This window comes from Streptomyces sp. DSM 15324 (genome assembly GCF_001514285.1).
Taxonomy (GTDB): Bacteria; Actinomycetota; Actinomycetes; order Streptomycetales; family Streptomycetaceae; genus Streptomyces.
Window position 1 is genome coordinate 737464 of sequence record NZ_KQ949024.1, and the last position, 24616, is coordinate 762079.

The window sequence follows — 24616 nt, forward strand, 5'->3', positions numbered from 1 at the left end:
CCCCAACCGGCATTGGACCGCGCAGGAGCCGGTCACCAATAGTGCTGGGCATGGGCGCAGATGCCGTGACGGAGGTTCGCCGATGACCAACTCCCCAGCACCCGGAACCGCCGAGCCGGCCCGTGCCGCCTCGCCGTTGACGATCAGCGAGCAAGGCGCGTTCTGGGTCGGTGTCGGGCGCAAGCCGACCGAGGCCGGGACCGCCGCCGAGGCCGCGATGTACGTCCAGTACCAGATCCCGGCCGATCTGCGGCATCCGCTGCCCGTGGTGATGGTCCACGGCGGCGGCGGCCAGGGCACGGACTACCTGTCGACGCCGGACGGGCGCCCCGGCTGGGCCACCCGGTTCCTCCAGGCCGGTTACGCCGTCTACGTGGTCGACCGTCCGGGTCACGGACGCTCCCCGTACCACCCCGATGTCCTCGGGCCCATCGAGGGCGCGGCGCCGACGTACGAGTTCATCCGCTGGCTGTTCTGCGACGGGGCGGCACGACCCGGCAGTCAGTGGCCCGGCAGCGGCGAGGTCGGCGACGACTCCGCGCTGGACCAGTTGATGGCGAGCCAGGGCCCGACGCTGCCCACTTTCGCCGAGAACGAGGAGCAGATGCGTCGCTGCGGGGCCGAGTTGCTGGACCGGATCGGACCGGCCGTGCTGATCACCCACTCCATGGGGGCGCCGTTCGGCTGGCTGGTCGCCGATGCCCGGCCCGGGCTGGTGAAGGCCCTTGTCTCCATCGAGCCGATCGGGCCGCCGTTCACCGAACTGCCCGGCCTCGGAAAGCTGGAGTGGGGGCTCACCGCGGCCCCGATCACCTACGAGCCGCCGGTACGGACCCCGGAGGAACTGCGCCTCCGGCTGCGCGAGGCCAGGGGCCACGGGCTGCAGGACTGCCTCGTCCAGGACGAACAGGCCGGCCCCGTGCGGTCCCTGCCAGGGCTGCGGGGCTTCCCGATCGCCGTGGTCGCGGCCGACACCTCGCCGTTCGCGCCGTTCCAGCACGGTGTCGCCGACTACCTCGCCCAGGCCGGTGCGGACGCCGAGTTGCTGCGCCTGGCGGACCTGGGGCTCACGGGCAACGGTCACCTGCCCATGGGTGAGAAGAACTCCGACGACGTGGCCGAGGCACTGATGACCTGGCTGAACAAGCGACTGGCGGCAGCGGAAGAAACGCCCCGATGACAACCATGACGACCGTGCCGGCTGTCGAGCCACAGCACCTCATGGAGCCGGTGCTCGTGAAAGGGGCCGTAGCACGCGGAAGCCGACTGCGGTTCGGCACCGAGATCACCGGCATCGGCGGCAAGGAGTTCGGCCTGGCGATCGCCACGGCGGTCATCGGCCCCGGCCAGGAGTACGAGGACCCGTACGGGGACTGGGCCCGGCTGCGGGAGATCGGCGACCCGGGCGCGCTGCTGGTGCGGCCGGACAACCACGTGGCCTTCTTCGCGCGGGGCTGAGCGGCCATGGACCTCACCACGAAGACCGCGAAGACCGCGACGACGACGGCGGTGCTGGAAAGTTTCGCCCACACCTCCGATCCCCGACTGCGCGAGGTGCTGGTCTCCCTGACCCGTCACCTGCACGATTTCGTACGGGACATCGAGCCGACCCAGGCCGAGTGGGAGCGGGCGATCGACTTCCTCACCGCCACCGGGCACATGTGCGACGACACCCGGCAGGAGTTCATCCTGCTGTCGGACGTCCTGGGTGTGTCGATGCTCGTCGAGACGATCAACGACCACAAGGCGGCCGCCGCGACCGACTCGACGGTGCTCGGCCCGTTCCACATGACCGAGTCCCCGGTCCGTGACCTCGGGGCGAACATCGATCTGGTCGGCGGCGGCGAGCCGTGTGTGATCAGCGGACGGGTCGTCTCCGTCGACGGCACCCCGCTGCCCGGTGCGACGCTGGACGTGTGGCAGGCCGACGACCAGGGCTTCTACGACGTCCAGCAGCCAAAGAAGCAGCCGCCGGGCAATGGCCGCGGGCTGTTCACGGCGGACGCGGAGGGGCGGTTCTGGTTCCGCTCGTGCGTTCCGAGCCCGTATCCCATTCCGACGGACGGGCCGGTCGGCTCGCTGCTGGAGGCGACCGGCCGTCACCCCTACCGTCCGGCCCATGTCCACTTCATCGTGGGCGCCGAGGGGTACAGCCCGGTGACGACGCACATCTTCGTGGCGGGCAGCGACTATCTGGAGTCGGACGCCGTCTTCGCCGTGAGGGAGAGCCTGGTCGAGGAGTTCGTCGAGGTGGACTCCCTCGAGGAGGCCGCGGAGTTGGGCCTGGCCAACCCCTTCCGCCGGGCGCGCTTCGACATCGTGCTGCAACCGGTGATCGTGTGAGGGAACGCGCGCTGGACTTCACCTGTCAGGCCCAGCCGATGCGCGTCCTCTTCCGGTCGGGTGCCGTCCCGGACGCGGTGCCCGACGCGGTCGCGCTTCTCGCCCTGTGCCGCGTCCTCGTGCTGTGCGACGACCATGGCCTGGACACGGCCCGTGCCGTCGCCGCGTCTCTCGGCGACGCCTGCGCCGACCTGCACGCGGGGGCGGTGACGCACGTCCCGGTGGAGGTCGCCGACCTGGCCGTCGAAGCGGCTCGCGAAGCCCGGGCCGACGGCTGCGTGGCGGTCGGCGGCGGTTCCGTGACCGGCCTGGCCAAGGCCGTCGCGCTCAGGACCGGTCTGCCGATCGTCGCCGTCCCGACGACGTACGCCGGATCGGGGATGACACCCGTCTGGGGCCTGACCGAGGGCGCGGTCAAACGCACCGGGCGCGACCCGAAGGTGGTGCCGCGCAGCGTCGTGTACGACCCGCTGCTCACGCTCACCATGCCGCCCGTGGGGTGCGACCAGCGGCATGAACGCGATCGCGCACGCAGTCCGGCCCTGTACGCCCCGGACTGCACTCCGATCGTCTCCCTCATGCCGGAGGAGGGTGTGCGGGCGCCGGCCGCGGCCCTTCCCGAGATCGTCGCCGACCCCTCGGGGCATGACGCGCGCAGCCGCGCGCTGTACGGGGCGTGGCTGTGCGGTGCCTGTCTCGGCGCTACCAGCACGGGGCTGCACCACAAGCTCTGCCATGTGCTCGGCGGCACCTTCGACCTGCCGCACGCCGAGACACACGCCGTCGTCCTGCCCCATGTGCCGGTCTGCAACGCGCCGGCGGTTCCCGAGGCACCGGCGGCGCTGCGCCGGGCGCTCGATGTCCCGGATCCGGTACGGGAGCTGCACGAGCCGGGCGAGCAGCTGGGCATCCCGCGATCGCTCGCCGACCTGGGCCCGACCGCCGCCGGCGTGGACCGTGCGGTCGACGTCGCTCTCGGGGCGCCGTACGCGAATCCCCGCCCGGCCTCCGCCGACGATCTGCGCGCCGTCCTGCACGCGGCCTGGGCGGGCGAGCCGCCGTACGGCGGCTGACCGCTTCTACCGGGCGAGTTCGGCGTACGGAACGCCGCTCGCACGTCGGGCCACCCGGCGTGCGACCTCGGCGAACGCCGGGGCTGCGAGCGAGTGACCGGCCTCCGGATAGGCGACGGCGGCCACCAGGCCGAGGGGCTCCTTCGGAGCGACGTTCTCCACTCCCGGGTGCGGGAACATCCGGGTGGCCGACAGCGGCATCAGTCCCACCATGTGCTGGTAGGCGATCTTCAAGGACACGTCCAGGGCCGAGCGGGCGTGGGAGCCGACCGTCGGGGCCTCGTCGTCCCCCGTTCGTCCGCCCACCCAGAAGTCGAGACCCGGCTCGGGGGTGACCCAGGGCTGATCGAAGACCTCGGTCACGTCCACCGCGGCTGCCAGGGCCAGCGGATGCCCCTTCCACAGCGCGAGGGAAAGGGGCTCGGTGAAGATCGGTACGCGTGTCAGGCCCGGCAGGTCGACGTTCAGGGGCACCAGCGCCACGTCGTACTCGCCGGCCAGCAGCGGGGCGAGACCCTGGTGGAAGTCCGCTTCGTGTACCCGGATCGTGACGCTGGGATACCGCTCGCAGAACGCCTCGATGACCGGATGAGTGAGTTCGGCCAGAGCCACGCCGTAGCACGCGACCCGCACCTCGTCCCGTCGCCTGGCCCGGATGGCGCCCGCGGTGGCGGAGAGCCGCTCGGCGTCGGCCAGCACCTCGCCCGCCCGTTCGAGCAGTTCCGCGCCGTCGGCGGTGAGCGCCACATGCCGTTTGTCGCGGTCGAACAGCTGGACGCCCAGCTCACGCTCGAGGGCGGCGATCGATCGCGTCAGCGCGGGCTGGGTGAGGTGCAGACGCTCGGCGGCGACCCGGTAATTCAAGGTCTCGGCGAGCGCCGAGAAATGGCGCAGGCTCCGGAGTTCCACTCAGCCCTCCAGAAAGGCTAGGTCCACGGCGCTGTGGTCCGCGCCAGGTTACAGCGCGCTTCCCCGCACGTCACCAGGCCGAAATGTGCGGCATTCCCGTCACCCGCTCCGACCTGCTGTGATGCACGGCACTCATCAAGGCCACGGTTACCGGCATTGGACGGCCCTTCGCCGCGCCGCCAACACTCCCTTCAGGCCGACCCAGAACAGCAGCGGATGGGGTGCGAATTGTCCGAGACAACCGAGGCAGCCGAGAAAATCATCGAGATTCGGCAGCCGGAGCCGGACCTGACACCGGAGGAACTGGTGCGCCGGGCCGCCGGCATGAGGGCCTGGCTACGTGATCATCAGGACGAGACCGAACAGCGGACCGGAATCTCCGAGGACACGCACAAGGCGTTCCTGGAGGCGGGTTTCTACCGGTCCCTCCAGCCACGCCGCTTCGGCGGCTACGAGTTCGACCTGCGGACCTACTCCCGGATGGTCACCGAGGTGGCCCGCGGCTGCCCGTCCAGCGGCTGGAACCTGTGTCTGGCCGCCTCCCACAGCCTGGTGGTGGCCGGCCGCTTCCCCGAGAGCACCCAGCGCGAGGTGTTCGGGCCGGACGGTGACTTCCGTGCCCCGCTGCCGATCGCCCCGAGCGCCACCGCGACGAGGACCCCCGACGGGTACCTGGTCAACGGCCGCTGGGACTACTCCTCCGGAGTCAACGTCTCCACCCACTTCCTGGGTGGCGTGCTCGTCATCGACGAAGAGGGCGGCATGCCCACGCCGGGCATGGTGCTCGTGCCCTCCGGCTGGCGGATGCTCGACAACTGGGGCGAGATCCTGGGCTTCCGCGGCAGCGGCTCCAACAGCGTCGTGGCCGAGGACGTCCTCGTACCGTATGAGTACGTGTCCAGGACCCATCTCGGGGCGGCCGACGCCACCGACGGGCCGGGTGTGGAACTGCACGGCAACCCGATGTACGCGGGCCGGCTGATGCCGTTCTTCAACATCCAGCTGTGTTCGATCGTGGCGGGCACCGCCTGGGCCGCGGTCGACGAGTACCGGCGGATCATCACCACCAAGAACAGTCAGCTGCCGCCCTTCAAGCCGCGCAGCCACGATCCGGAACACCAGCGCAACCTCGGCCTGGCCACGGCCCTGGCCGACAGCGCGCAGCGGATCATCCTGTCGGTCGCCGACGACTACACCGCGTACGCCGCCCGGGGCCTGGCAGGGGACGAGCCCTTCTCCGAACTGGACGACCAGGCTCTCTCCCTCACGGCCCGGCAGTCCGGCCAACTCGCCTGCCAGGCCGTCGAGATGCTGGCCTCGGCCAGTGGCTCCAGTGCGCTGGCGAACGGCCAGCGCATGCAGCGGTACCTGCGCGACGTCGCCACGTACAAGACCCACATCAACGCGCAGCACGGCTCGTGGGCCACGGCGTACGCCCGTTCTCTGCTCGGCGTGGAGAACCCGGCGTGAACCGGACGACGTCCGCCGCGACGGCGCCCGGCGGCGGCCCGGCGGACGACCCCGGCCGGTTCCGGCACGTGCTCGGCCACTACCCGACGGGTGTCACGGTCGTCACCGCGAAGGAACCCGACGGCACCCCGGTCGGCATGGTGATCGGCTCGTTTGTCTCGGTGTCCCTGGACCCTCCGCTCGTCGCGTTCCTCCCCGGCCGCTCCTCCACGACCTGGCCCAGGATCATGGCCGGCGGCGCCTTCTGCGTGAACGTGCTGGCCGCCGGCCAGGAGGGCCTCTGCCGGGACATCAGCGCCAAGGCACCCGACGTCTTCGACCGCCACCCGTGGCGCGGCGCGGCCTCGGGCAGCCCCGTCCTGGCGGGCGTCGCCGCCTGGATCGACTGCGACATCGCCGACGTGTGGACCCTCGGCGACCACTACTTCGTCCTCGGCCGCGTGCGGGACCTCGCGGTGGAGAAGACCGGCGTCTCGCCGCTGGTCTTCTCCCGGGGGCGGCTCGCACCGCTGCCGCCACGCCGGGACCACGACGAATCGGCCGACTACACGTGGCCCGACTGGCTCTGAGAGATCTGAGAGAAGAGAGACGCACCATGCGCAATCAAGGGCTCGGCTCGTGGCCCGCGCGGCGCGCCCGCATGGCGCCGGAGGCCACCGCCGTCGTGCACGACGGTGGATCCCTGTCCTACGGAGAGCTGGCCGCCCGCGTGACGCGGCTCGCTCACGCCCTGCGTGCCCTGGGGGTCGGACACGGCGACCGGGTGGCCTACCTGGGCGCGAACCATCCGGCCCTGGTGGAGACCCTGTTCGCCGCGAACGCGCTGGGCGCCGTCTTCGTACCGCTCAACACCCGCCTCGCGGCACCTGAGCTGGCCTTCATCCTGGGGGACGCGGGGGCGCCGGTGCTGGTGTTCGGGGCCGAACTCACCGACATCGTCGACGCGTTCAGGGACGACGTCGAGGTGAAGCACTACGTCGAGGTGGGGAAGGCGTACGAGGAGCTCCTCGCGAGCGCGCCGGACAACCCCCTGGACGAGACTGTGGGCCTCGATGAGGTATGCATGATCCAGTACACCTCCGGCACCAGCGGCCGTCCCAAGGGGGTCATGCTCACCCACGCCAACATCGCCTGGAACTGCTTCAACATGCTGCTGGATGTGGACATCGCCTCCGACGACGTCGCTCTGGTGGTGGCACCGATGTTCCACACCGCCGCCCTCAACACCGTCTTCCTGCCGGGCTTCCTCAAAGGAGGGACGTCGGTGCTGATGCACGCTTTCGACCCGGAACGGGTGCTCGACGTCATCGCCGAGCACCGGGTGACGAGGATGTTCGGCGTGCCCGCGATGTACCAGGCCATGGCCCGGTCGTCGCGGTGGGCGACGGCCGACCTGTCGTCGATCCGGATCCTGATGTGCGCGGCGGCACCCGTACCCAAGGCCCTCATCCACACATACCAGGACCGTGGCCTGACCTTCCTCCAGGCGTACGGCCTGACCGAGACCGCTCCCGCCGCGCTGGGCCTGCGCGCGCGGGACAGCATCCGCAAGGCCGGCTCAGCCGGCACGCCCTGCTTCTTCACCGACGTACGCGTGGTGCGGCCCGACCTCACCGATGTCGCACCGGGCGAGGTCGGCGAGGTGATCATCGAGGGCCTCAACGTGATGAAGGGCTACTGGGAGTGGCCCGAAGCGACCAAGGACGCCTTCGTGGACGGAAATTGGTTCCGCTCCGGAGACGCGGCCACTGTCGACGAGGAGGGATTCGTCACGATCGTCGACAGGATCAAGGACATGTACATCTCCGGCGGGGAGAACGTCTATCCGGCCGAGGTCGAGCAACTCCTCTACCAGCATCCCGCGGTCGCCGAATGCGCGGTGATCGGCGTACCCGACGAACGATGGGGCGAGGTCGGCAGAGCGCTGGTCGTGCCCCGCGCGGGCGCCGACGTGTCGCCCGACGACATCATGGACTCCCTGTCCGGCCGACTCGCCAAGTACAAGCTCCCCAAGTCGGTCGTCCTCGTCGACGCCCTGCCCCGCAACGCCACCGGCAAGATCCTCAGGGCCCGCCTGCGCAGCCAGTACGGCTCAATGGCGACCCGCGGCGCCGAGGAGGCATGAGGTCAGGCGACCCGCAAACGCCCGGTGCCGGCTGATCCACTCGACCTCACGGTCGCGAAAGGGGTGCGGAGGCCGTTCGAGACCAGCGCAGCCCCGAAACTCCCCGCGCCCCCAAGCCCAGACCGAAGGATCTCCACGCACTCGACATGGTGCGTCATCGGAAAGATGCCGACCTGAGTACATCGCAAACAATGCCAGGTCAGAGGCGCTTTCTCGGCTCGCCCACCCTGCGTGCGGGCGCCAGAGCGTCACAGCTGTCGGCCCGTCCCGCCCCGGTTTCCCGCACCAGCCCCGGCACTCGCCGGGTCGTGGAGCCTCCCCGACTGCCGGCCCCCAAGCCGGCTGTCGAGTCACGCCCGAGCGGTCTCCTGTGAAGTCTGCGTCCGTCGCAGGAGAGGCAGCAGTCCGATCGCCACGACCGCCGAGGCGAAGCCGAGGCTGCTCACGGCGGTGGTGCGGAGACCGGTGGCGGACTCCATGGCCATCAGGGTGAACGGGCAGAGGAACTGGCCGAGGAAGAACGACGCGATCCACAGGCCGGTGACGCGGCCGCGGTTGGCGTACTCCAGCTTCGACGTCGCCCAGGTGAGCAGTGAGGGCAACAAGAAACCGGTGCCGATGCAGTTGAGGAACGTGCCGAAGATCAGGACCGCCACGTTGTGGGCCAAGCCGATCATCACAAACCCCGCCCCGCACAAGGCGAAGATCGCGGGCAGCCTGCGCTCCGACCTGCCGATCATGGAGGCGAAGATGACACTCCCGCAGACGGTACCCGCGCTTGCGATCGCCGTGACCATGCCGATGAGGCCGCTTGACTCTATGCCCAGGCCATTCATCAGATACGCCGTTTCCACCGGGACGGTGTAGAACACGATGCCACCGAAAACCGAGAGCACGCAGACGCCCGCCAGCCGGAGGGACGAGGCCGGCCGCCGCGCGACGTCGAGCGCCTCCTCCACGGCACGATTCGATCTGACGGCCCTCGACCCGGACTTGGGCAGGAACGCAGCCATCGCGGGGGCAAGGAGCAGCCCGACGGCGTAGAGCCGGAACGGGCCATGCCAGTCCGAGGCACCCATGGCGCCGCCGAGGATGATGAAGACGGTGGCCGAGACGGTGGCACACACGGTCTGCAGGGCCAGGTACTGGTCGCGCGCTCGGCCCTGGTAGTGATCGCCGATCATCGTCGTGCAGGCGGTCATGATGAATGCCTCCGTGACACCGAGCAGGGCTCGGCCGGCCACAACGGCATGAAGCGAGTCCAGCCACAGGGGGGCGGTGCCGAACAGCGCGTACAGAAGCGTCGCGACCACCAACAGGCGTTTGCGCCCGAAGCGGTCGATCATGACACCCGCGAGGGGAGCGAACAGGGCGAGCGTGAGCGCGGGAACCGTGAGGATCATCGGGACCAGCGCGTCCGCGTCGGGTACCGTACCGAACCTCTCCTGCAGCTTCGTCAGCATCGGCGCAAGCAGCACCGAGCCGAGGACCGTCAGACAGCTGCCGAGCATCAGGAGCGTCACGGGCACACGGCTCCCGGCCTCAGGCACGGGCGCGGTGCTTTGCGCCACGAGATCGTCGGCGGGTACGGGCGGCGGAGCGAATCCAGGCATGCGAGGTCTCCACGAAGGCGCTCACCAAGGCGCCCAGTGGGGTACCGCCGTGGCCGTGCCAAGAAAAGTGGTATCAGGGCGTGCATGACTATGGGGCAAAATGCATGTCACGCCTACCCTTTGACTCATTTGGCTCACCTATGACGGACATCCACCTCGTGAATTTCCCGACGCCTGCCCCGCAGGCCCCGACTCCCTTCCCCGGCAGCCCGGCGATGCTTCCGCGCAGCGCGAGCAGGGTCACCGCGATAAGGACCTGCCCAACCGACGAGCCCATGTTCGCCACGGCCCCGTACAGCGCTGAAGCCCTGTACGCGGGGCAGCAGGATCAGCAGAGGCCGAGCCGGTCCCCCCACGCCGGCGAAGACGGGTCGAGGACACCGCGCCGTACGAAGCGAAGTCGAACCACTCCCCCGGGCGGGCAGTAATCGTGGTCCCTGCCCGCCCGACGCGTCCATGGTTCACGGCTTCCGGATGAGAGGTGCATGCGTGCGGGCGGCGATGTACTCGGCGGTGACATCCGGCGCGCATTCCACGAGAGCGAGGCCCCCGGGTGTGACGTCGAGGACGCCGAGGTCGGTGATGATGCGGTGGACGCACCGTTCGCCGGTGAGCGGCAGGGTGCATTCGGTGAGGATCTTGGGGCTGCCGTCCTTGGCGGTGTGTTCCATCAGGACGATGACGCGGCGCGCGCCGTGGACGAGGTCCATCGCGCCGCCCATGCCCTTGACCATCTTGCCCGGGATCATCCAGTTGGCCAGGTCGCCTGCGGCGGAGACCTGCATCGCGCCGAGCACGGCAGTGTCGATGTGGCCGCCCCGGATCATGCCGAAGGACAGGGCCGAGTCGAAGAAGGAGGCCCCGGGCAGCACCGTGACGGTCTCCTTGCCCGCGTTGATCAGGTCGGGGTCGACCTCGGCCTCGGTCGGGTACGGGCCTGTGCCCAGGATGCCGTTCTCGGAGTGCAGGACCACATGGACGTCCGGGGGCAGGTGGCCGGGGATGAGGGTCGGCAGGCCGATACCGAGGTTGACGTAGGAGCCGTCGGTGAGTTCGGCGGCGGCGCGGGCGGCCATCTGCTCCCGGGTCCAGCCCAGCTGCGTTCCGAAGGTGGTGCTCATGCGCGTACGGCCCCTCGTGTCGAAGACGCGGAAAGGGAAAGGTGCTCGATCTGCTTGTCGGCGGCCTCGGTCGGGGTGAGGACGACGATCCGCTGGACGAAGATTCCCGGCAGGTGGATTTCGTCCGGACTCAGCGCGCCCGGCTCGACGAGCTCCTCCACCTCGGCGACGGTGATGCTGCCCGCCATCGCGGCCAGCGGGTTGAAGTTGGCGGCGGACTTACGGAAGACCAGGTTCCCGTGGCGGTCGCCGCGCCAGGCCCGTACGAGGGCGAAGTCGGTGGTGATGCCGTGCTCCAGGACGTACGTGCGGCCCGCGAAGTCGCGGGTCTCCTTGGGCGGGGAGGCCACCGCGACCGTGCCGTCGGGCCGGTAACGCCAGGGCAGCCCTCCCCTGGCCACCTGGGTGCCCACCCCTGCCGGGGTGTAGAAGGCGGGGATGCCCGCTCCCCCGGCGCGCAGCCGTTCGGCCAGCGTGCCCTGCGGCACCAGCTCCACCTCCAGTTCGCCGGACAGGTACTGACGGGCGAACTCCTTGTTCTCGCCCACGTAACTGCCCGTGACTCGGGCGATCCGCCTGTCGGCCAGCAGGACTCCCAGTCCGCGCCCGTCCACACCGCAGTTGTTGGACACGACCTCCAGGCCGGTGGTGCCCTGGGCGTGGAGTGCCTGGATGAGCACGCCGGGGATGCCGCTGAGGCCGAAGCCGCCGACGGCCAGCGACGCGCCGTCGGGGATGTCGAGGACCGCCTCGGCGGCGCTCGCGCGGAGCTTGTCCATGAGAGAGAGGGCCTTTCTGTCGTGGCTGTCCTGCGTGGTCGCCGGTTCAGGCGTCCGCGCGCGGGACGTCAGAGATCGGCTTGGCGCCGCCGTGCGCGGTGAGTCCGCCGTCGACCGATGCGTGACGTCGAGACGGCGGCAGCCGGGTGACTCCGAGACGTCGGTGGCGATCACCCGGCGCCCTCGCGGGTCAGCGCCTCGGCCTCCGCGGCGCCCTGGCCACCGGCCGCGCCCGTGACCACGACGACCCGGTCGAGGAGCCTCCCCCGGCCTGCGGCCGGGAGGTGCCCCCAGGGATGGAGATCGGTCACGGCCGTTGCCTCGTGCGGCGTCGGGCGACGGGAACGGTCACGGGGTCCGGGCCGGCCACCACGGTGTTGGAGACGGAGCCGATGCCCTCGACGGTGAGGGTGACCGTGTCGCCGGGCTTCAGGGGAGGCGGGGACTGCTCACCCCGTACACCCCACAGCTCGGCGAGGCAGCCGCCGTTTCCGCAGGTCCCGGAACCGAGGACGTCGCCGGGGCGGACGACGGTGCCGCGTGAGGCGTAGGCGGCCATCTCCTCGAAGGTCCAGCTCATGTTGGACAGCAGATCCCTGCCCACGACCTCGCCGTTGATCTCGGCGGTGAGCGCCAGGCGCAGGAAGCCGTCCGCGTCGCGGTACTTCCCCAACTCGTCGGCGGTGACCAGGTAAGGACCCAGCGTGGTGGCGGTGTCCTTGCCCTTGCAGGGGCCGAGGCCGACCTTCATCTCGGCGGACTGCAGGTCGCGGGCCGACCAGTCGTTGAAGACGGTGTAGCCGACGATGTGGTCGCGGGCCTGCTCGGGCGTGAGGTCGCGGCCCTCCTTTCCGATCACGGCGGCGACCTCCAGCTCGAAGTCGAGCACGCTCGACCCCGGCGGCATGGGGATGTCGTCGTGCGGCCCGTACATCGCGTAGGGGTTGCCGAAGTAGAACGTCGGGGCCGCGTACCACCGCTCCGGTACTCCGGAAGCCCCGTCCACGGACCGCCGTACGCCCTCGACGTGTTCCTCGAAGGTGACGAAGTCCCGCACGGTGGGCGGCTGGAGCGGCACCAGCAGTCGTACGTCAGAGATGTGGGGGCCGGCCGGGACGTCGAGGGTCGCGGAGCCCGCGTCGAGCAGTTCGGGCAGGCCGCCGCCCTCGGCGAGCAGGCCGGTCAGCGAGCTGACGCCGGGCAGAGGGTGGAGCGTGCCGTCCTCTGCGACGACGGCCACGTGGCGTCGGTTGCGGTACTCGTACGCGGCGAAACGCATGGCAGTTCCTGTCGGCTGTCGGCGTGAGGGGTGGCACGAAGGCCGGGGGCGCGGCATGGGAGTCAGGGCAGTTGACAGGGCAACCGCGCCCCCGGGGACTGAAGGCTCCGCCGATCAGACCGGCGGAGCGACGAAGACGCCGCGGTCGACGTCGTTGAAGGACTCCTTCGTCACCAGTTCGTTCATGGGGTTGGCGGTGCCCCACTGGTCGGTGACCTCGGGCTGGGAGAAGTCGTAGACGTGCGGGTGCCAGGTGTCCTCGTCCAGCAGCTCCAACTCCGTCGTGTACTCCACCGTGTTGCCGTGCGGGTCGAGGAAGTAGGTGAAGGTGTTGTCGCCCGCCATGTGCCGGCCCGGCCCCCAGATCTTGCGGGCGCCGGAACGGATGACACGGCCGGAGCCTCGCATGTACTCGTCGATTCCGCGCATCTCGAAGGAGATGTGGTGCAGCGAGGCGTGCGGGCCCTTGGCGATGGCCATGGAGTGGTGCTGGTTGCTGATCCGCATGAAGTGCATGACGTCGCCGATATGCGGATGGCCGAGCGTGTCGGACAGCCGGAAGCCGAGGTGCTGCTCGTACCACGCCTTGGTCTTGTCCAGATCCGGCGAGTTGAGGACCACGTGCGACAGCTTGACCGGGATCGACTCCTTCTCCTCGATCTTGCGGTGCTGCCGCACCTCGACGTCGGCCGAGACCTCGATGGTGCGCCCGTCGACGTCGAAGAAGCGGAAGCCATAACCGCCGCCGGGTGTGTCCACCTTGCCCGGCTGGTGGATCAGCTGGACGCCCCCGGCGAGGAGTTGCTCGGCGAGCGTGTCCACGTCGGCCGGGCTCGCGGCACCGTAGGACACGAGGTCGAGACGCTTCTCCTCGGCCTTGCGCAGCCGGACGACGTACTGCTCCGGGCTGCCCTCGGCGGCCAGGAAGGAGATGCCGGAGTCCTCGGCGACCTTGGTCAGGCCCCAGACTCCGGCGTAGAAGTCGAGTTGCCTGTCGTAGTCCGGCACGGCGAGGTCGACGTGGCGCAGGTGGGTGAGCAGGCGGTTGTTCATGGGGGGGCTCCTCAGACGAGGTTGAGCAGAGCGGCGGCGTTTCCGCCGCGGACGGAGTGGAAGTCGGGGTCGGGCAGGTCCGCGGCGCGCAGCGCGCCGAGCGGGTCGTCGGTGCCCATGTCGAAGGGGAAGTCGGAGCCGAGCAGGACGCGTTCCGGGCCGACCGCTCGCAGCAGCTCCCGCAGCACCTGAGGGTCGTGGGCGAGGGAGTCGAAGTACAGCTGCTTCAGATAGCTGCTCGGTTCCCGCTCACAGCCCCGGGCGTCGGGACGGGCCCGCCAGGCGTGGTCGGAGCGGCCGATGTGGGTGGGCAGGTAGCCGCCGCCGTGCGCCGCGATCAGCTTCAGGCCCGGGTGGCGGTCCAGGACACCGGAGAAGATCAGGTGGGAGAGGGCGACAGCGTTCTCGGTGGGCTGGCCGACGGTGTTGGACAGGTACCACTGGTCCAGCCGCTCGTCCAGGGAGCAGCCGAACGGGTGCAGGAAGACCAGGGCGCCCGTCTCCTCCGCACGGGACCAGAAGGCTTCGTACGCCGGGTCCGACAGTTCGCGGCCGGGCCCCTCCTGCCCGATGGCGGGCGAGGAGGGAGCGTGCGAGGAGATCTCCACGCCCCTCAGCCCTTGATCCAGGGCGTGGTCGAGCAGGCCGACCGCGAGGTCGGGGTGCTGGAGCGGGACCAGGCCCAGGCCGTGCAGGCGGTCGGGAGCCTGCGCACAGTGTGCGGCGGTGCCCTCGTTGGCCAGTCGGCAGACCTTCTCGGCCAGTTGGGGCTCGGCCCAGTAGTGATAGTGGGACGGCGAGGGGCTGACCAGCTGGATGTCGACGCCCTGCGCGTCCATGGCCGTCAGGCGCACCGCGGCGTCCGTCAGCTTCGGCACACGCGCGCCGACCATCGGACCGTTCACCGCCAGGGCCGCCGGGCCGTTGCGGCGCGCGTCGAGGGCGCGGGCCTCGGCGAGACCGGGATGACCGGCGACGGCCTCCTCGATCTCCGGGAGCAGGACGTGCGCGTGGACGTCGATGGTCGGCGCGGAGGATGTGGTGGTGGTCACGGGCGCTCCTTGAGGAGGTTCATGGTGCGGCCGACCAGCCCGGCCATGTCGGCGTCGCGCACACCGTCCAGCTGCCACTGGCCGATCTGCAGGGACGCCTCGACGACGGTGCGCACCCGGGGAATGCGGCGGTCGTGGTAGGCCTGGAGCAGCCCGTCGTTCCAGTCCCGGCCGTCGGCCACGGCCCCGCTGAGCAGCTCGGCGAGGACGAGGGCGTCCTCCAGGGACATGGCCGCGCCCTGGGCCATGGTGGGCGGGCAGCAGTGGGCGGCGTCGCCGATGAGCACGACCCGGCCCCGGTGCCAGGAGTCCTCGACCAGCAGGCGGTCGAACCAGGTGTAGTTGACCTTCTTCGGGTCGGTGATGTGCTCGGTGATCTCCGGCCAGACCCCGCCGTAGCTCGTCGCCAGGCGGCGCATCTCGTCGGCGTAGGTGGCCGGATCGATGGAGGCGCGGTCGCGGCACCCTTCGACGACGTACGCGTAGATGGTGTTCTCGCTGGTGGGGCAGTAGCCGGCGATGTAGGCGGGGCCGCCGTAGGCGAGGTCGGTGCGCGTCACGCTCTCGGGCCGCGGGGCGGCGATGCGCCAGATGGCCATGCCGGTCGGCTCGGGTTTGTCCGTGATGCCGATCGCGGCGCGGGTGGCGGAGTTGACTCCGTCGGCGCCGATCACCAGGTCGTAGCGGCCCTCGCTGCCGTCGCTGAAGCGCACCGACACGCCGTCGGCGTCCTGCTCCAGCGCTTCGGCGGTGGTGCCGAGGCGAACGCCGGCGCCGGAGGCGCGGACCGTGTCGATGAGAATCCGCTGCAGCTGGGGGCGCTGCATGCCGAGGGTGGCGGGCAGGTCCTCGCCGCCGGTCTGGATGTCCTCGGCAACGAACAGGACGGTGCCGTCGGGGGTGGTCACGCCCAGCGAGCCGAAGGCGTATCCGGAGGCTTTCACCTGTTCCCACACGCCCAGCTCGCGCAGGACCCGCAGGGCGTTGCCCTGGAGGGTGATGCCGGAGCCGGTGGTGGCGTTCCAGTCCGGCTTGGCCTCGATCAGGTCGACGGCGATGCCGGCGCGGCGCAGCAGGATGGTGACGGCGTTGCCTGAGGCGCCCCCGCCGATGACCAGGACGGTGGGTGTGCCTCCGGCCGGAGGCTGGGAGAGAGTGCGGCTGTCAGCCATGTCGGGGATTCCTCCCGGGGTTGGGCCGCACGACGTCGGGCGGCGGGGGCTGCGGCTCGCCCGCTGCGAGTGCGGGCCAGAGGTGGGGACGGTCACCCGGCGAAGCGGGTGGAGCGGTGGGGGCCGGATGCGCCGCTGCTGTCCGGGGAACGGCGCATCCGGCAGTAGTGCGGGTTACTTGACGGCGATCGGGTTGACCGGGGAGCCGACGGCTCCGGTGATGGGGAGGGGAGCGGCGGTGAGCCAGAACTCGTACACGCCGTCGTCGGCGCAGTCGGCGGCGAGTGCGTCGAGGTCCCACATCTCGCCGATCAGCAGGCCCATGTTGGGGATGACGACCTGGTGCAGCGGTTGGAAGGCGTTGTCGAACTCGTTGGGGCGGACCTCGAAACCCCAGGTGTCGGTGGCGATGGCGGCGATCTCGGTGCCGTGCAGCCAGCCGGCGGTGGTGAACGACAGGCCGGGCGCGGGGCCGCCCGCGTAGTCGCCCCAGCCTCCCCGCCGGGCGCGGGCGAGATGTCCGGTACGGACGAGGACGATGTCGCCGGTGCCGACGGTCACCCCATGGGCCTCGGCGGTCTGCTCGAGGTGCTCCTCGGTGATGGCGAACCCGTCGGGCAGCTCTCCCCCACTCTCGGCTCCGCTCGAGCGGGAGGTGCCCCCACCCGTGCCGACGACCAGGCCCACGTCGAGCAGCACGCCGCGTCCCGCGACGTACGGCGCCATGTGCTCGATGCCGGTGACAAGGTCTCCGTCGGAGGTGACCACCTGCTCGGCGGCCCGTCCGTTCCACGCCTTGCCGTGGTCGAAGATGTGCCCGAGGCCGTCCCACTGGGTGGAGCACTGCAGCGGCATCGCGATCACGTCGTCCGCGCCGCCGATGCCGTGCGGGAAACCTTGGTTGCCGAGGGCCGCGTCGGTCCCCGTGTCGAGCATGGTGTGCACCGGGTTGGTCCGCCGGCGCCAGCCCTTCTGCGGGCCGTTCATGTCGAACCGCTGCGACAGCGAGAAGCTCACGCCGCGGCGCACGAGCGCCGCGCCCTCGCGCCGCTTGGCCTCGTCGAGGAAGTTCAGCGTGCCGAGCACGTCGTCCTCACCCCAACGCCCCCAGTTGGAGTACGCCTTGGCGGCCTCGGCTATCGCGCCCTCCGGGTCGCGGCGGTCCAGGCTCATGCCGTTCCCTCCGCGACGCAGCGGGTCCGCTGCACGCCCAGACCGGTGATGGAACCCTCCATGACGTCGCCGTCGCGCAGCAGGCGTCCCCAGTGGATGCCGTTGCCGGCCGGGCTGCCGGTCAACACCAGGTCGCCGGGAAGGAGTTGCGCCGTCTGCGAGGCGTACGACACCAACCGGGCGACTCCGAAGAGCATGTCCTTGGTGGACTCGTCCTGCATGGTCTCGCCGTTCAGCCTGAGCGTGACCCGCAGGTCACCGGTGTCCGCGATCGACTCCGCAGGTACGAGCCACGGGCCGAGCGGCGTGAAACCGGGAGCGTTCTTGCAGCGCAGCCAGTCGGTGCCGATGGCCTTCATGTCCCGGCGGAACACGGTGGCGCGGTCCGTGAGGTCGTTGGCGATGGTGTACCCGGCGACGTACTCCAGGGCCTCCTCGACCGTCACCCGGTAGGCGGGCTTGGCGACGACGGCCGCCAGCTCCAGCTCCCAGTCCGGCTTTGCGGCCCAGGCGGGCAGGACCACGTCGTCGTAGGGGCCCGTGATCGCGCTGGGCAGGCCGATGAACACGTAAGGCAGGTCCTCGGCGGCCCGGCGGTCCATGACCGCGGCGATCTCCGCCCGTGCCTCCTCGACGGTGCGGGGGTCGTCGGGGGAACGGTGGGCGACCTCCAGATCGATCACGTGCTGCCGGTAGTTGGCGCCGGACTGGAAGATCTGCCGCGGCTCGATGGGGGCGTGCACGCGCAGGCTCTCCAGTGGCAGCCGGCCGAAGGAGTCGTCGTCGGCCAGGGTGTGCAGGACAGGGAGGGTCTCCTCCCACCGCTCCAGGACCGCGCGCAGATCCGACGGCGCCCAGTCCAGGGCGCTTCGCAGATCGAGTACCCGGTCATTGGCCAGGAGGCCGGGAAACGACTCCCCGTCCTGAGCGGAGAACGTGCCGAGCGCGAACGGGCCGGCTGGTTGCGCGAGCATTGCCATCAGATTTCCTCCTGCGGGGTTGGGGTCTACTCTGGCTCCGATCAGCCAATCACGGAAATTAATCCTGTGGATGTTTCGAATCCACGTCATGGATGGCTCTCGTCGCTAGGTGGTTGCCGGTGAACCTGTCCCGACTCGACCTCAATCTGGTCCTCGCCCTTCGCGCGCTGCTGGAGGAGCGCAATGTCACCCGGGCCGGCGAGCGCATCGGCCTCAGCCAGCCGGCCATGAGCGCCGCGCTGTCCCGGCTGCGCCGCCATTTCGACGACGAATTGCTCGCCCGCACCGGCAACGCCTACGAGCTGACTCCGCTCGGCGCCGCCCTGCGCGACCGCAGCGCCACCGCGTGCGACCTGCTGGAGCGGGTCTTCTCCAGCCAGGCCGACTTCGACCCGACCGCGGAGTCACGTGAGTTCACCCTGCTCGCCTCCGACTACGGGGCGGCCGTTTTCGGTGCCGCACTCGCCCGCACCCTGCACGAGGAAGCGCCCGGCATCCGGCTCACCTTCCAGCACCCGGCACCATCCGTCGTGGAGAACACCGCCGCGGTGCTGAGCACCGTCGACGGACTGCTGATGCCGCACGGCGTCATCGACGGCTTGCCCGCCGTCGACCTCCACCAGGACCGCTGGCTGTTCCTGGTCGCGGACGATCACCCCGAGATCGGTGACGAACTCTCCCTGGACCAGCTGGGGCGTCTGCCCTGGGCCGTCTACCAGCGCCCCTACGACGCCCCAGCCGCCCGCCAGCTCAGCATGATAGGGATCAGTCCCCAGGTGGAGGTGTCCGTGCAGACCTTTCAGCTGCTGCCCTTCATGGTCGAGGGCACTCGCCGGATCGCGATGGTCCAGGAGCGCCTGGCGCGCAAGGCGGTCCGATCGGCCGCGGTGCGCGTCCTGCCCTGCCCCTTCGAGGCGGTACCGGTGCGGGAGGCGATGTGGTGGCACCCGGTGCACGCTCAGGACGCGGGCCACATCTGGCTCCGGCAGAAGGCCGCGGAAGTGGGCGCGACGCTGGCGGGCAACGGCTACAACACTGGCAAGGGCCCGGGAAAGGCCCTGCCCGTCGACCAGAGCGCGGGGCTGCCGCCGGGCCGGCTCTGACCGGGCCCGGCGGCAGCCCGTGATCGACGCGCTCTCGGCGGTCTTCCCACACACCCTCGGGGCTGTCCGGCGGATCAAGTCACAGGAAAGCAGCGGTGACTCATCGGCCCGCGTCCGCGGCATGATCCGCCGGACAGCCCCTCAGGCCAACTGCTCCGGCAACGGCCGGGAATCGAGGGCGCCCACCCGGCGGCGGGCCGCCCACAGCCCCGCCGCGACGAGGGCGGCGGCCAGCCCCAGCAGGCCCACCGCACCGGCGAGAGAGCCGACCGCGGACTCCCCGGCGAGCAGCACCAGCGGGCAGATGAACTCACCGCCGAAGAAGGCCGCCGTCCACAACCCCGTCCCGCGGCCGCGGTCCTCGAACGCCAGGCGGGACATGGCACTGGTGAGAAGGGCGGGCAGCAGCATGCCGGTGCCCACACAGTTGACGACCGCCCCGATGACCAGCAGCGGGGCATTGCCCGCGAGGAACATCACCCCGAAGCCGGCCGCGCAGACCGCGAAGACGGCGGGCAGCATCGGGTCGGGAGAACGCTTGAGCCGGGCGAAGGTGACCGCTCCGCCCACGGTCGCGGCACTGGCGATCGCGGTGGCCAGTCCGATCACGCCGGTGTTCTCCACCCCGAGGTCGTCGAGCAGGTACGACATCTCCACCGGGACGGTGTAGAAGACCATCGCCCCGAAGAAGGTGAGGGCACAGATGCCGCCCAACTGCCGCCAGGGGAAAGAGCGGCGGGCCTCCGTCCCGGCCGGAGTCTCCTCGCCGTCCGCACGGGCCGCCGGGTTGGGCAGGGCGGTTGCCATCAGCGGGGCGAGCGCCAGGCTCACGGCGTAGACCCAGAAGGGCACGCGCCAGCCCGCCGATCCCGCGGCACCGCCGAGCACGAAGAAGACGGTGGCCGACGCGGAGGCGCACATGGTCTGCAGGGCGAGGTACTTCACCCGCCGGTGACCGCTGTAGTAGTCGCCGATCAGCGTCGTGCAGCAGGTCATGATCGCGGCCTCGGCGACTCCGACCAGGGCGCGGCTGGCGATGATGCCGCCCAGCGAGTCCCACCACAGCGGTGCCGTGCCGAACAGCGCGTACAAGACGGTCGCCGCGACCAGCAGTCGCTTGCGGCCCACCCGATCCACGATCACCCCCGCGAACGGGGCCAGCAGCGCCAGCGCCAGTGCCGGGACGGTCAGCGCGAGGGGCACCAGCGCCTTGGCCCCGGGGACCGACGCGAAGTGGTCCTGCATCTTCGGCAGCACCGGGGCGATCAGCACCGCCCCCAGGATCGGCAGACAACTGCCCGCCATCAGAAGGGTCACCCGCAGCAGATGGGCCGGGCCCGAGACGGCGACGGCTGACGGAGCGGTGGCATCGACCGCCGCGTGAGGGGGCGGAGACACGGAACCGGGCATGGCGACTCCAGGGGGCGGTATGAGGGAGTGGGCATGCCTCACGGGCGCCGACGGCGCACGGCATGCTGGGGAAGCTCGCACGCCGACGGCATCCGGACAGCAGCGTGCGGTAGCGACGACTATGGGGGCGCCAGAGCGCCGGTGCCATCCCCTGGGCGATCCGAATCCCGTATCCGGGTTATCCACGCTGTGGATGGGATGGGCAACCGTCACGCAGACGGAAGACGTGCACGACCCGTTCCTGCGCGCGAACAGCGGTGTCCCGGAGCTCGGTCGTCCGGGCCTCCGGGACACCGCCGGCAGCCGGCACGTCGCGCACGCCGGGCGGCGTCAGCGGACAGGCAGCGGCAGGACCCGCCGATAGGCGGCGACGGCGGCGACCGCGACCACCACATGCATCACCATCAGCGCGGCGACGGCCAGCGGCCCACTGGAGGGCGTACCGCCACCGAGCAGGGACAGGTCGGGCCCGAACGACACGACCACGAGGACGGGCACCAGCCACCGCAGCAGCCCCGCCGGGTTCTTGGCGACACGACGGACGACTGCCCAGCCCATGGCGCCGAGGACGACGCCGAACACCGTCAGCGGCCCGTACGCCGAGGGGTGCAGCGGAGCGAAATCCCCCGACGCCCCCGCCGCGCGGGCGGACAACGCGACCACCGCGTCTCCGAGGACGGCCACGACAGCCGCCACGAGAAGCCCCGCGACCACGGTCAGGCGGCGGGAGCGCGGCGCGGGCGGGGCGGACGATGCGGCTTCGGGGACGGAACCGGGCATGGGGACCTCCTGCGGAGAGCTCAAGAACGACAGGTGCAGCGCCGGACAGCGCGAAAGGCAGGCGTTTGACTCATCAAACATGCAGGACGCTACTCCGTAATGTTTGATCAGGCAAACACCTCGGTTAGAGTGGCCCCCATGACATCCCCCCGGTGGCTCGCTCCCGAAGAGCTGCGAGCCTGGATCAACTTCCTCGACTGCTCGACGCTGCTGAACGACTACCTCGATCAGCAGTTGCGGCGCGACGCGGCCATGACGCACGCGGACTACAGCCTCCTGGCCCGCCTGTCCGTGGCACCCGACCGCGCCCTGGGGATGTCCTTGCTCGCCGAGCAGTTGAAGTTCACCCGCAGCCGTCTCACGCGCGCGGTGATCCGCCTGGAGGAGTCGGGCTACGTGCGGCGCCGGGAAGATCCGGCCGACGGACGCGGACAGCTGACCGAACTCACCGATGCGGGCATGGAGTTGGTGACCAAGGCCGCCCCCGGCCATGTTGCTGCCGTACGTCGCGTGGTGTTCGACGCCCTCAGCCCCGAAGAGGTGGAGCAACTCGCCACCATCACCGCCACCGTGGTCGCCTCCCTCAAGCAGGCCGGCGAGGAGGACGCCTACCCGGCGGCCCTGCCGTGGCACCGCCGCTGACCCTGAGAACCCGGCCCGTTCATCGGGCTGAGCCTGCGTCAGTTCGGCAAGCTGATCACCACGGTGCGGCGCCAGGGTGCGGATCCGGTGCGCAAGGGCCGGCCGTGGAGCCTGCCGCTCAAGGGTGTCGTGCTGTTGGTCGCCGCGTACGGGCGGACTGACCTGACCCTGCGCCGGCCGACGCCGCCGTTCGAAGATCCGCGGCAGTCGATCAGTGCCTCGGAGCACACCCCTGGCTCGCAGCCGCCGCACATGCGCACCCCCGGCCTGTAGTGCGCCACCAGGGAAGCCGTATCCGCCCCGTCTCGTCCGGTTGCGCCATCGTCCAAGCCGCCCGTGCGGGCCGGTGCATAGAATCCGATCCCATGTCGAAGCCTGACGAGCTGCTCGTTGCGATAACCGCCCTTGTGGAGTCCGGGCAGAGCAATCAGATGTCCCTGACCGTTGTCACCAGTGGTGCTGTCATCACCGGTCGGCTGGCTCCGGAAGCCACGTGGAGGCAGAGGGTGTCGGAGGTGCTGACGGACTCCGCCGACCTGGGCGAGTTCTCCGCCGTCTTCGACAACCCCGCGAGGAAGGACGGACCGCCCACCCATCTGCATTTCCACGTCGCCCGGATCCTGCAGGGCACGGTCGGGATCCCGGAGACAGGCGGGATGTACCGCGTCGCGATCGAGGACGTCAGTGCCTGGACCGTGGGCGACTTCAGCTACTCCGACCACTGACTCACCGTCCCACGGCACACAGCGACCCCACCGGCACGCCGGCCTCAGGGGCCCAGGAAGCCGGTCCGTGAGCGGGAGGAACGCCTTCGGCTCATGGATCTTGGAATAGGGACCACGGAAGCCTGCCGGATCATCGGTATCAACCGCCGCACCGGCAAGCGTTGGCTCTAGGGCCGGCAGGCATCCGGGAGGTACTAGGCAGCCCCGTCCATCGTGGACACGGGGCTGCCCTGGCAGGCACCCGAACCCCCGGCTCGCCCTGAGGAACCCGGCGGTGGAGCCCGGAGCAGATCTGCCACGCTCGAATCGGCGTGACCAGCCCTGTCCGGTCGCCGCCCGACTCGAGTCACGGACGGCGCAGTCCACCCCCCTCACCCGCGACCTGACGCGCCATCAGAGCGGGCGTCATCCAGGGAAACCAGGGAAACAGCAGGTCAGAGCCCCTTGGCGGCGGGCTCCAGAATAGCGACGCACTCCACATGGTGCGTCATCGGAAACAGATCGAACGCCCGCAGCGTCCGCACCCGGTACCCCCCGTCCCGGAAGTACCCCAGGTCGCGCGCCAGGGCGGCCGGGTCGCAGGCGACGTAGGCGATCCGGCGGGCGTCCAGGGAGACCAGGTGTTCCACCGTGGCGCGGCCCGCTCCCGCGCGGGGCGGGTCGAGGACGATGAGGTCGACCTCGGTGATGCCGGTGCGCGGCAGGACGGATTCCACCTTGCCCTGTTCGATGCGGACCCGGGGGAAGTCCGCGAGGTTGTGCCGGGCGTCCTCGACCGCGCGCTTGCCGGACTCGATGCCGAGGACCGCGCCCTTCTCGCCGAGGCGGTCCGCCAGGGCGCCGGCGAAGAGGCCGACGCCGCAGTACAGGTCGAGGGCGGTGTCGCCCTTGCGCGGCAGCAGGCCCTGCATCACGGCGGTCACCAGGGTGTCCGCCGCCTTCGGGTGGACCTGCCAGAAGCCGCCGCTGCCGACCCGGTGGGTGCGGCCGTCCGCGCGCTCGCGGACGAAGGGGCGGCCGTGGACGCGGTGCACGCCGCCGTCCTTCTCGCCGACCCGCATGACGGAGACGGGACGGTCCAGTTCCACGATGGGCAGCCGTGCGCCGGGCCGCGGGGTGAGGATCACCTGCCGGTCCTGGGAGCCGGTCGCCGAGATCGCCTCGACCGTCGCCATCCCGGTCCAGTCGCGCCGCTCGATGCCGAGTTCGGAGACGCCCTCGGCGGCGATCATGCAGTGGTCGATCCGCTCCACGTCGTGCGAGCGGTGCCGGCGCAGACCGGCGTGGCCCTCGGCGTCCACCGCGTACTGCACGCGGGTGCGCCACTGCGGCACCTGCCCTGCGGGCAGCTTGTCGCCCTCCGCCGGCATCACGGTGCCGTCCCAGCCGGCCTCCTCGGGCGTGAGGCCCGCGAGCCGCTGGAGCTGCTCGGCGATCACCTCGCCCTTGAGCCGGCGCTGGGCGCCCGGCTTGGCGTGCTGCCAGTCGCAGCCGCCGCAGCGGCCGGGGCCGGCGAAGGGACAGGGGGCCTCGACGCGGTCCTTGGAGGCGGAGAGGATCTCCACCGCGTCCGCGCGCAGGAAGCGGGCGCCCTCCTCGCCCTCGGTCACCCGGGCCACGACCCGCTCGCCGGGCAGGGCGTGCCGGACGAACAGCACCTGACCGGAGTCGGTGCGGGCGATGCAGTGGCCGCCGTGGGCGACGGGGCCGATCTCGACCTCGTACTCGTTCCCCACCAGGGTCTTCTTCGGTTCTGCCTGCATGGCGGGGTGACTCCACAACGTCGAACGAGGAACGGCCGGACAACAGCCCAC

General features: G+C 70.7%; 21 protein-coding genes and 5 pseudogenes. 12 read left to right on the plus strand and 14 right to left on the minus strand.

What is annotated here, in order from left to right:
• Positions 1-82 precede the first annotated feature (82 nt).
• From AQJ58_RS09370 to AQJ58_RS09385, 4 genes and pseudogenes are all read left to right on the plus strand, one after another.
• Positions 83-1180 (plus strand): alpha/beta hydrolase, encoded by a 1098-nt coding sequence (locus AQJ58_RS09370; RefSeq protein WP_067247241.1) that lies wholly within the window; start codon positions 83-85, stop codon positions 1178-1180.
• Positions 1181-1278: 98 nt separating this feature from the next.
• Positions 1279-1443, plus strand: a pseudogene (locus AQJ58_RS09375) (2,4-dichlorophenol 6-monooxygenase); the annotation flags it as partial.
• Positions 1444-1464: 21 nt separating this feature from the next.
• Positions 1465-2343 (plus strand): intradiol ring-cleavage dioxygenase, encoded by an 879-nt coding sequence (locus AQJ58_RS09380; RefSeq protein ID WP_067247245.1) that lies wholly within the window; start codon positions 1465-1467, stop codon positions 2341-2343.
• Between the two features lie 38 nt (positions 2344-2381).
• Positions 2382-3416 (plus strand): annotated as a pseudogene (locus AQJ58_RS09385) (maleylacetate reductase).
• Positions 3417-3422: 6 nt separating this feature from the next.
• Here AQJ58_RS09385 and AQJ58_RS09390 read toward each other — a convergent pair.
• Positions 3423-4325 (minus strand): LysR family transcriptional regulator, encoded by a 903-nt coding sequence (locus AQJ58_RS09390; protein ID WP_067247248.1) that lies wholly within the window; start codon positions 4323-4325, stop codon positions 3423-3425.
• A gap of 228 nt (positions 4326-4553) precedes the next feature.
• Here AQJ58_RS09390 and AQJ58_RS09395 point away from each other — a divergent pair, with 228 nt between their 5' ends.
• The 3 genes from AQJ58_RS09395 to AQJ58_RS09405 are packed head-to-tail and all read left to right on the plus strand — an operon-like array spanning position 4554 to position 7920.
• Positions 4554-5795 carry an acyl-CoA dehydrogenase family protein gene (locus tag AQJ58_RS09395; RefSeq protein ID WP_159056225.1) on the plus strand — a complete coding sequence of 414 codons (1242 nt, stop codon included), beginning with the start codon at positions 4554-4556 and terminating at the stop codon, positions 5793-5795.
• Entirely contained in the window at positions 5792-6364 is a 573-nt protein-coding gene (locus AQJ58_RS09400) for a flavin reductase family protein (RefSeq protein ID WP_067247254.1), read from the plus strand. Before AQJ58_RS09395 ends, AQJ58_RS09400 begins: the two co-directional genes overlap by 4 nt.
• Before the next feature lie 26 nt (positions 6365-6390).
• Positions 6391-7920 (plus strand): acyl-CoA synthetase, encoded by a 1530-nt coding sequence (locus tag AQJ58_RS09405; protein WP_067247256.1) that lies wholly within the window; start codon positions 6391-6393, stop codon positions 7918-7920.
• Positions 7921-8270: 350 nt separating this feature from the next.
• Here the strand turns inward: AQJ58_RS09405 and AQJ58_RS09410 are convergent, their stop codons facing one another.
• The 10 genes and pseudogenes from AQJ58_RS09410 to AQJ58_RS09450 form a co-directional block, all read right to left on the minus strand.
• The gene (locus AQJ58_RS09410; RefSeq protein ID WP_234360000.1) at positions 8271-9443 is read right to left on the minus strand and encodes an MFS transporter; all 1173 of its coding nucleotides are present in this window, start codon (positions 9441-9443) and stop codon (positions 8271-8273) included.
• A 551-nt stretch (positions 9444-9994) separates the two neighbouring features.
• Positions 9995-10630, minus strand: coding sequence for a CoA transferase subunit B (locus tag AQJ58_RS09415; RefSeq protein WP_067247790.1), 636 nt, complete (start codon positions 10628-10630; stop codon positions 9995-9997).
• A gap of 20 nt (positions 10631-10650) precedes the next feature.
• Complete coding sequence (locus AQJ58_RS09420) at positions 10651-11433, minus strand: CoA transferase subunit A (RefSeq protein WP_067247260.1); 783 nt, start codon at positions 11431-11433, stop codon at positions 10651-10653.
• A gap of 120 nt (positions 11434-11553) precedes the next feature.
• Positions 11554-11744 (minus strand): annotated as a pseudogene (locus AQJ58_RS42385) (hypothetical protein); the annotation flags it as partial.
• The gene (locus AQJ58_RS09425; protein WP_067247263.1) at positions 11741-12712 is read right to left on the minus strand and encodes a fumarylacetoacetate hydrolase family protein; all 972 of its coding nucleotides are present in this window, start codon (positions 12710-12712) and stop codon (positions 11741-11743) included. The pseudogene AQJ58_RS42385 and the gene AQJ58_RS09425, both read right to left, overlap by 4 nt.
• A 114-nt stretch (positions 12713-12826) precedes the next feature.
• Positions 12827-13765: a VOC family protein gene (locus AQJ58_RS09430; RefSeq protein ID WP_067247265.1), complete on the minus strand. Its 939-nt coding sequence runs from the start codon at positions 13763-13765 to the stop codon at positions 12827-12829.
• Between the two features lie 11 nt (positions 13766-13776).
• The gene (locus tag AQJ58_RS09435; protein ID WP_067247268.1) at positions 13777-14817 is read right to left on the minus strand and encodes an amidohydrolase family protein; all 1041 of its coding nucleotides are present in this window, start codon (positions 14815-14817) and stop codon (positions 13777-13779) included.
• Complete coding sequence (locus AQJ58_RS09440) at positions 14814-15989, minus strand: FAD-dependent oxidoreductase (RefSeq protein WP_067247271.1); 1176 nt, start codon at positions 15987-15989, stop codon at positions 14814-14816. The genes AQJ58_RS09435 and AQJ58_RS09440 overlap by 4 nt, the downstream gene beginning before the upstream one ends.
• Before the next feature lie 174 nt (positions 15990-16163).
• Positions 16164-17162 carry a cyclase family protein gene (locus AQJ58_RS09445; protein WP_067247274.1) on the minus strand — a complete coding sequence of 333 codons (999 nt, stop codon included), beginning with the start codon at positions 17160-17162 and terminating at the stop codon, positions 16164-16166.
• Positions 17159-18142, minus strand: a complete 984-nt coding sequence (locus AQJ58_RS09450; protein WP_199844553.1) for a fumarylacetoacetate hydrolase family protein — start codon at positions 18140-18142, stop codon at positions 17159-17161. Before AQJ58_RS09450 ends, AQJ58_RS09445 begins: the two co-directional genes overlap by 4 nt.
• A 119-nt stretch (positions 18143-18261) precedes the next feature.
• Here AQJ58_RS09450 and AQJ58_RS09455 point away from each other — a divergent pair, with 119 nt between their 5' ends.
• A complete protein-coding gene (locus tag AQJ58_RS09455; RefSeq protein WP_067247280.1) occupies positions 18262-19245 on the plus strand; it encodes a LysR family transcriptional regulator in 984 nt (327 codons plus the stop codon).
• A 141-nt stretch (positions 19246-19386) separates the two neighbouring features.
• Here the strand turns inward: AQJ58_RS09455 and AQJ58_RS09460 are convergent, their stop codons facing one another.
• Both AQJ58_RS09460 and AQJ58_RS09465 read right to left on the minus strand, forming a co-directional pair.
• Positions 19387-20655, minus strand: coding sequence for an MFS transporter (locus AQJ58_RS09460; RefSeq protein WP_067247283.1), 1269 nt, complete (start codon positions 20653-20655; stop codon positions 19387-19389).
• A gap of 330 nt (positions 20656-20985) precedes the next feature.
• Positions 20986-21435 (minus strand): DUF6069 family protein, encoded by a 450-nt coding sequence (locus AQJ58_RS09465; protein WP_079078797.1) that lies wholly within the window; start codon positions 21433-21435, stop codon positions 20986-20988.
• 138 nt (positions 21436-21573) lie between these two features.
• Between AQJ58_RS09465 and AQJ58_RS09470 the strand changes: the two genes are divergently transcribed.
• From AQJ58_RS09470 to AQJ58_RS45855, 4 genes and pseudogenes are all read left to right on the plus strand, one after another.
• Complete coding sequence (locus tag AQJ58_RS09470) at positions 21574-22077, plus strand: MarR family winged helix-turn-helix transcriptional regulator (RefSeq protein ID WP_079078798.1); 504 nt, start codon at positions 21574-21576, stop codon at positions 22075-22077.
• Positions 22078-22098: 21 nt separating this feature from the next.
• Positions 22099-22269 (plus strand): annotated as a pseudogene (locus AQJ58_RS40560) (IS5/IS1182 family transposase); the annotation flags it as partial.
• Between the two features lie 173 nt (positions 22270-22442).
• Entirely contained in the window at positions 22443-22802 is a 360-nt protein-coding gene (locus tag AQJ58_RS09480) for a hypothetical protein (RefSeq protein ID WP_067247290.1), read from the plus strand.
• A 36-nt stretch (positions 22803-22838) separates the two neighbouring features.
• Positions 22839-22967: pseudogene (locus AQJ58_RS45855) on the plus strand (IS30 family transposase); the annotation flags it as partial.
• Between the two features lie 269 nt (positions 22968-23236).
• Here AQJ58_RS45855 and AQJ58_RS09485 read toward each other — a convergent pair.
• On the minus strand, positions 23237-24565 hold the full coding sequence (locus AQJ58_RS09485) for a class I SAM-dependent RNA methyltransferase (protein ID WP_067247292.1): 1329 nt from the start codon (positions 24563-24565) through the stop codon (positions 23237-23239).
• Positions 24566-24616 lie beyond the last annotated feature (51 nt).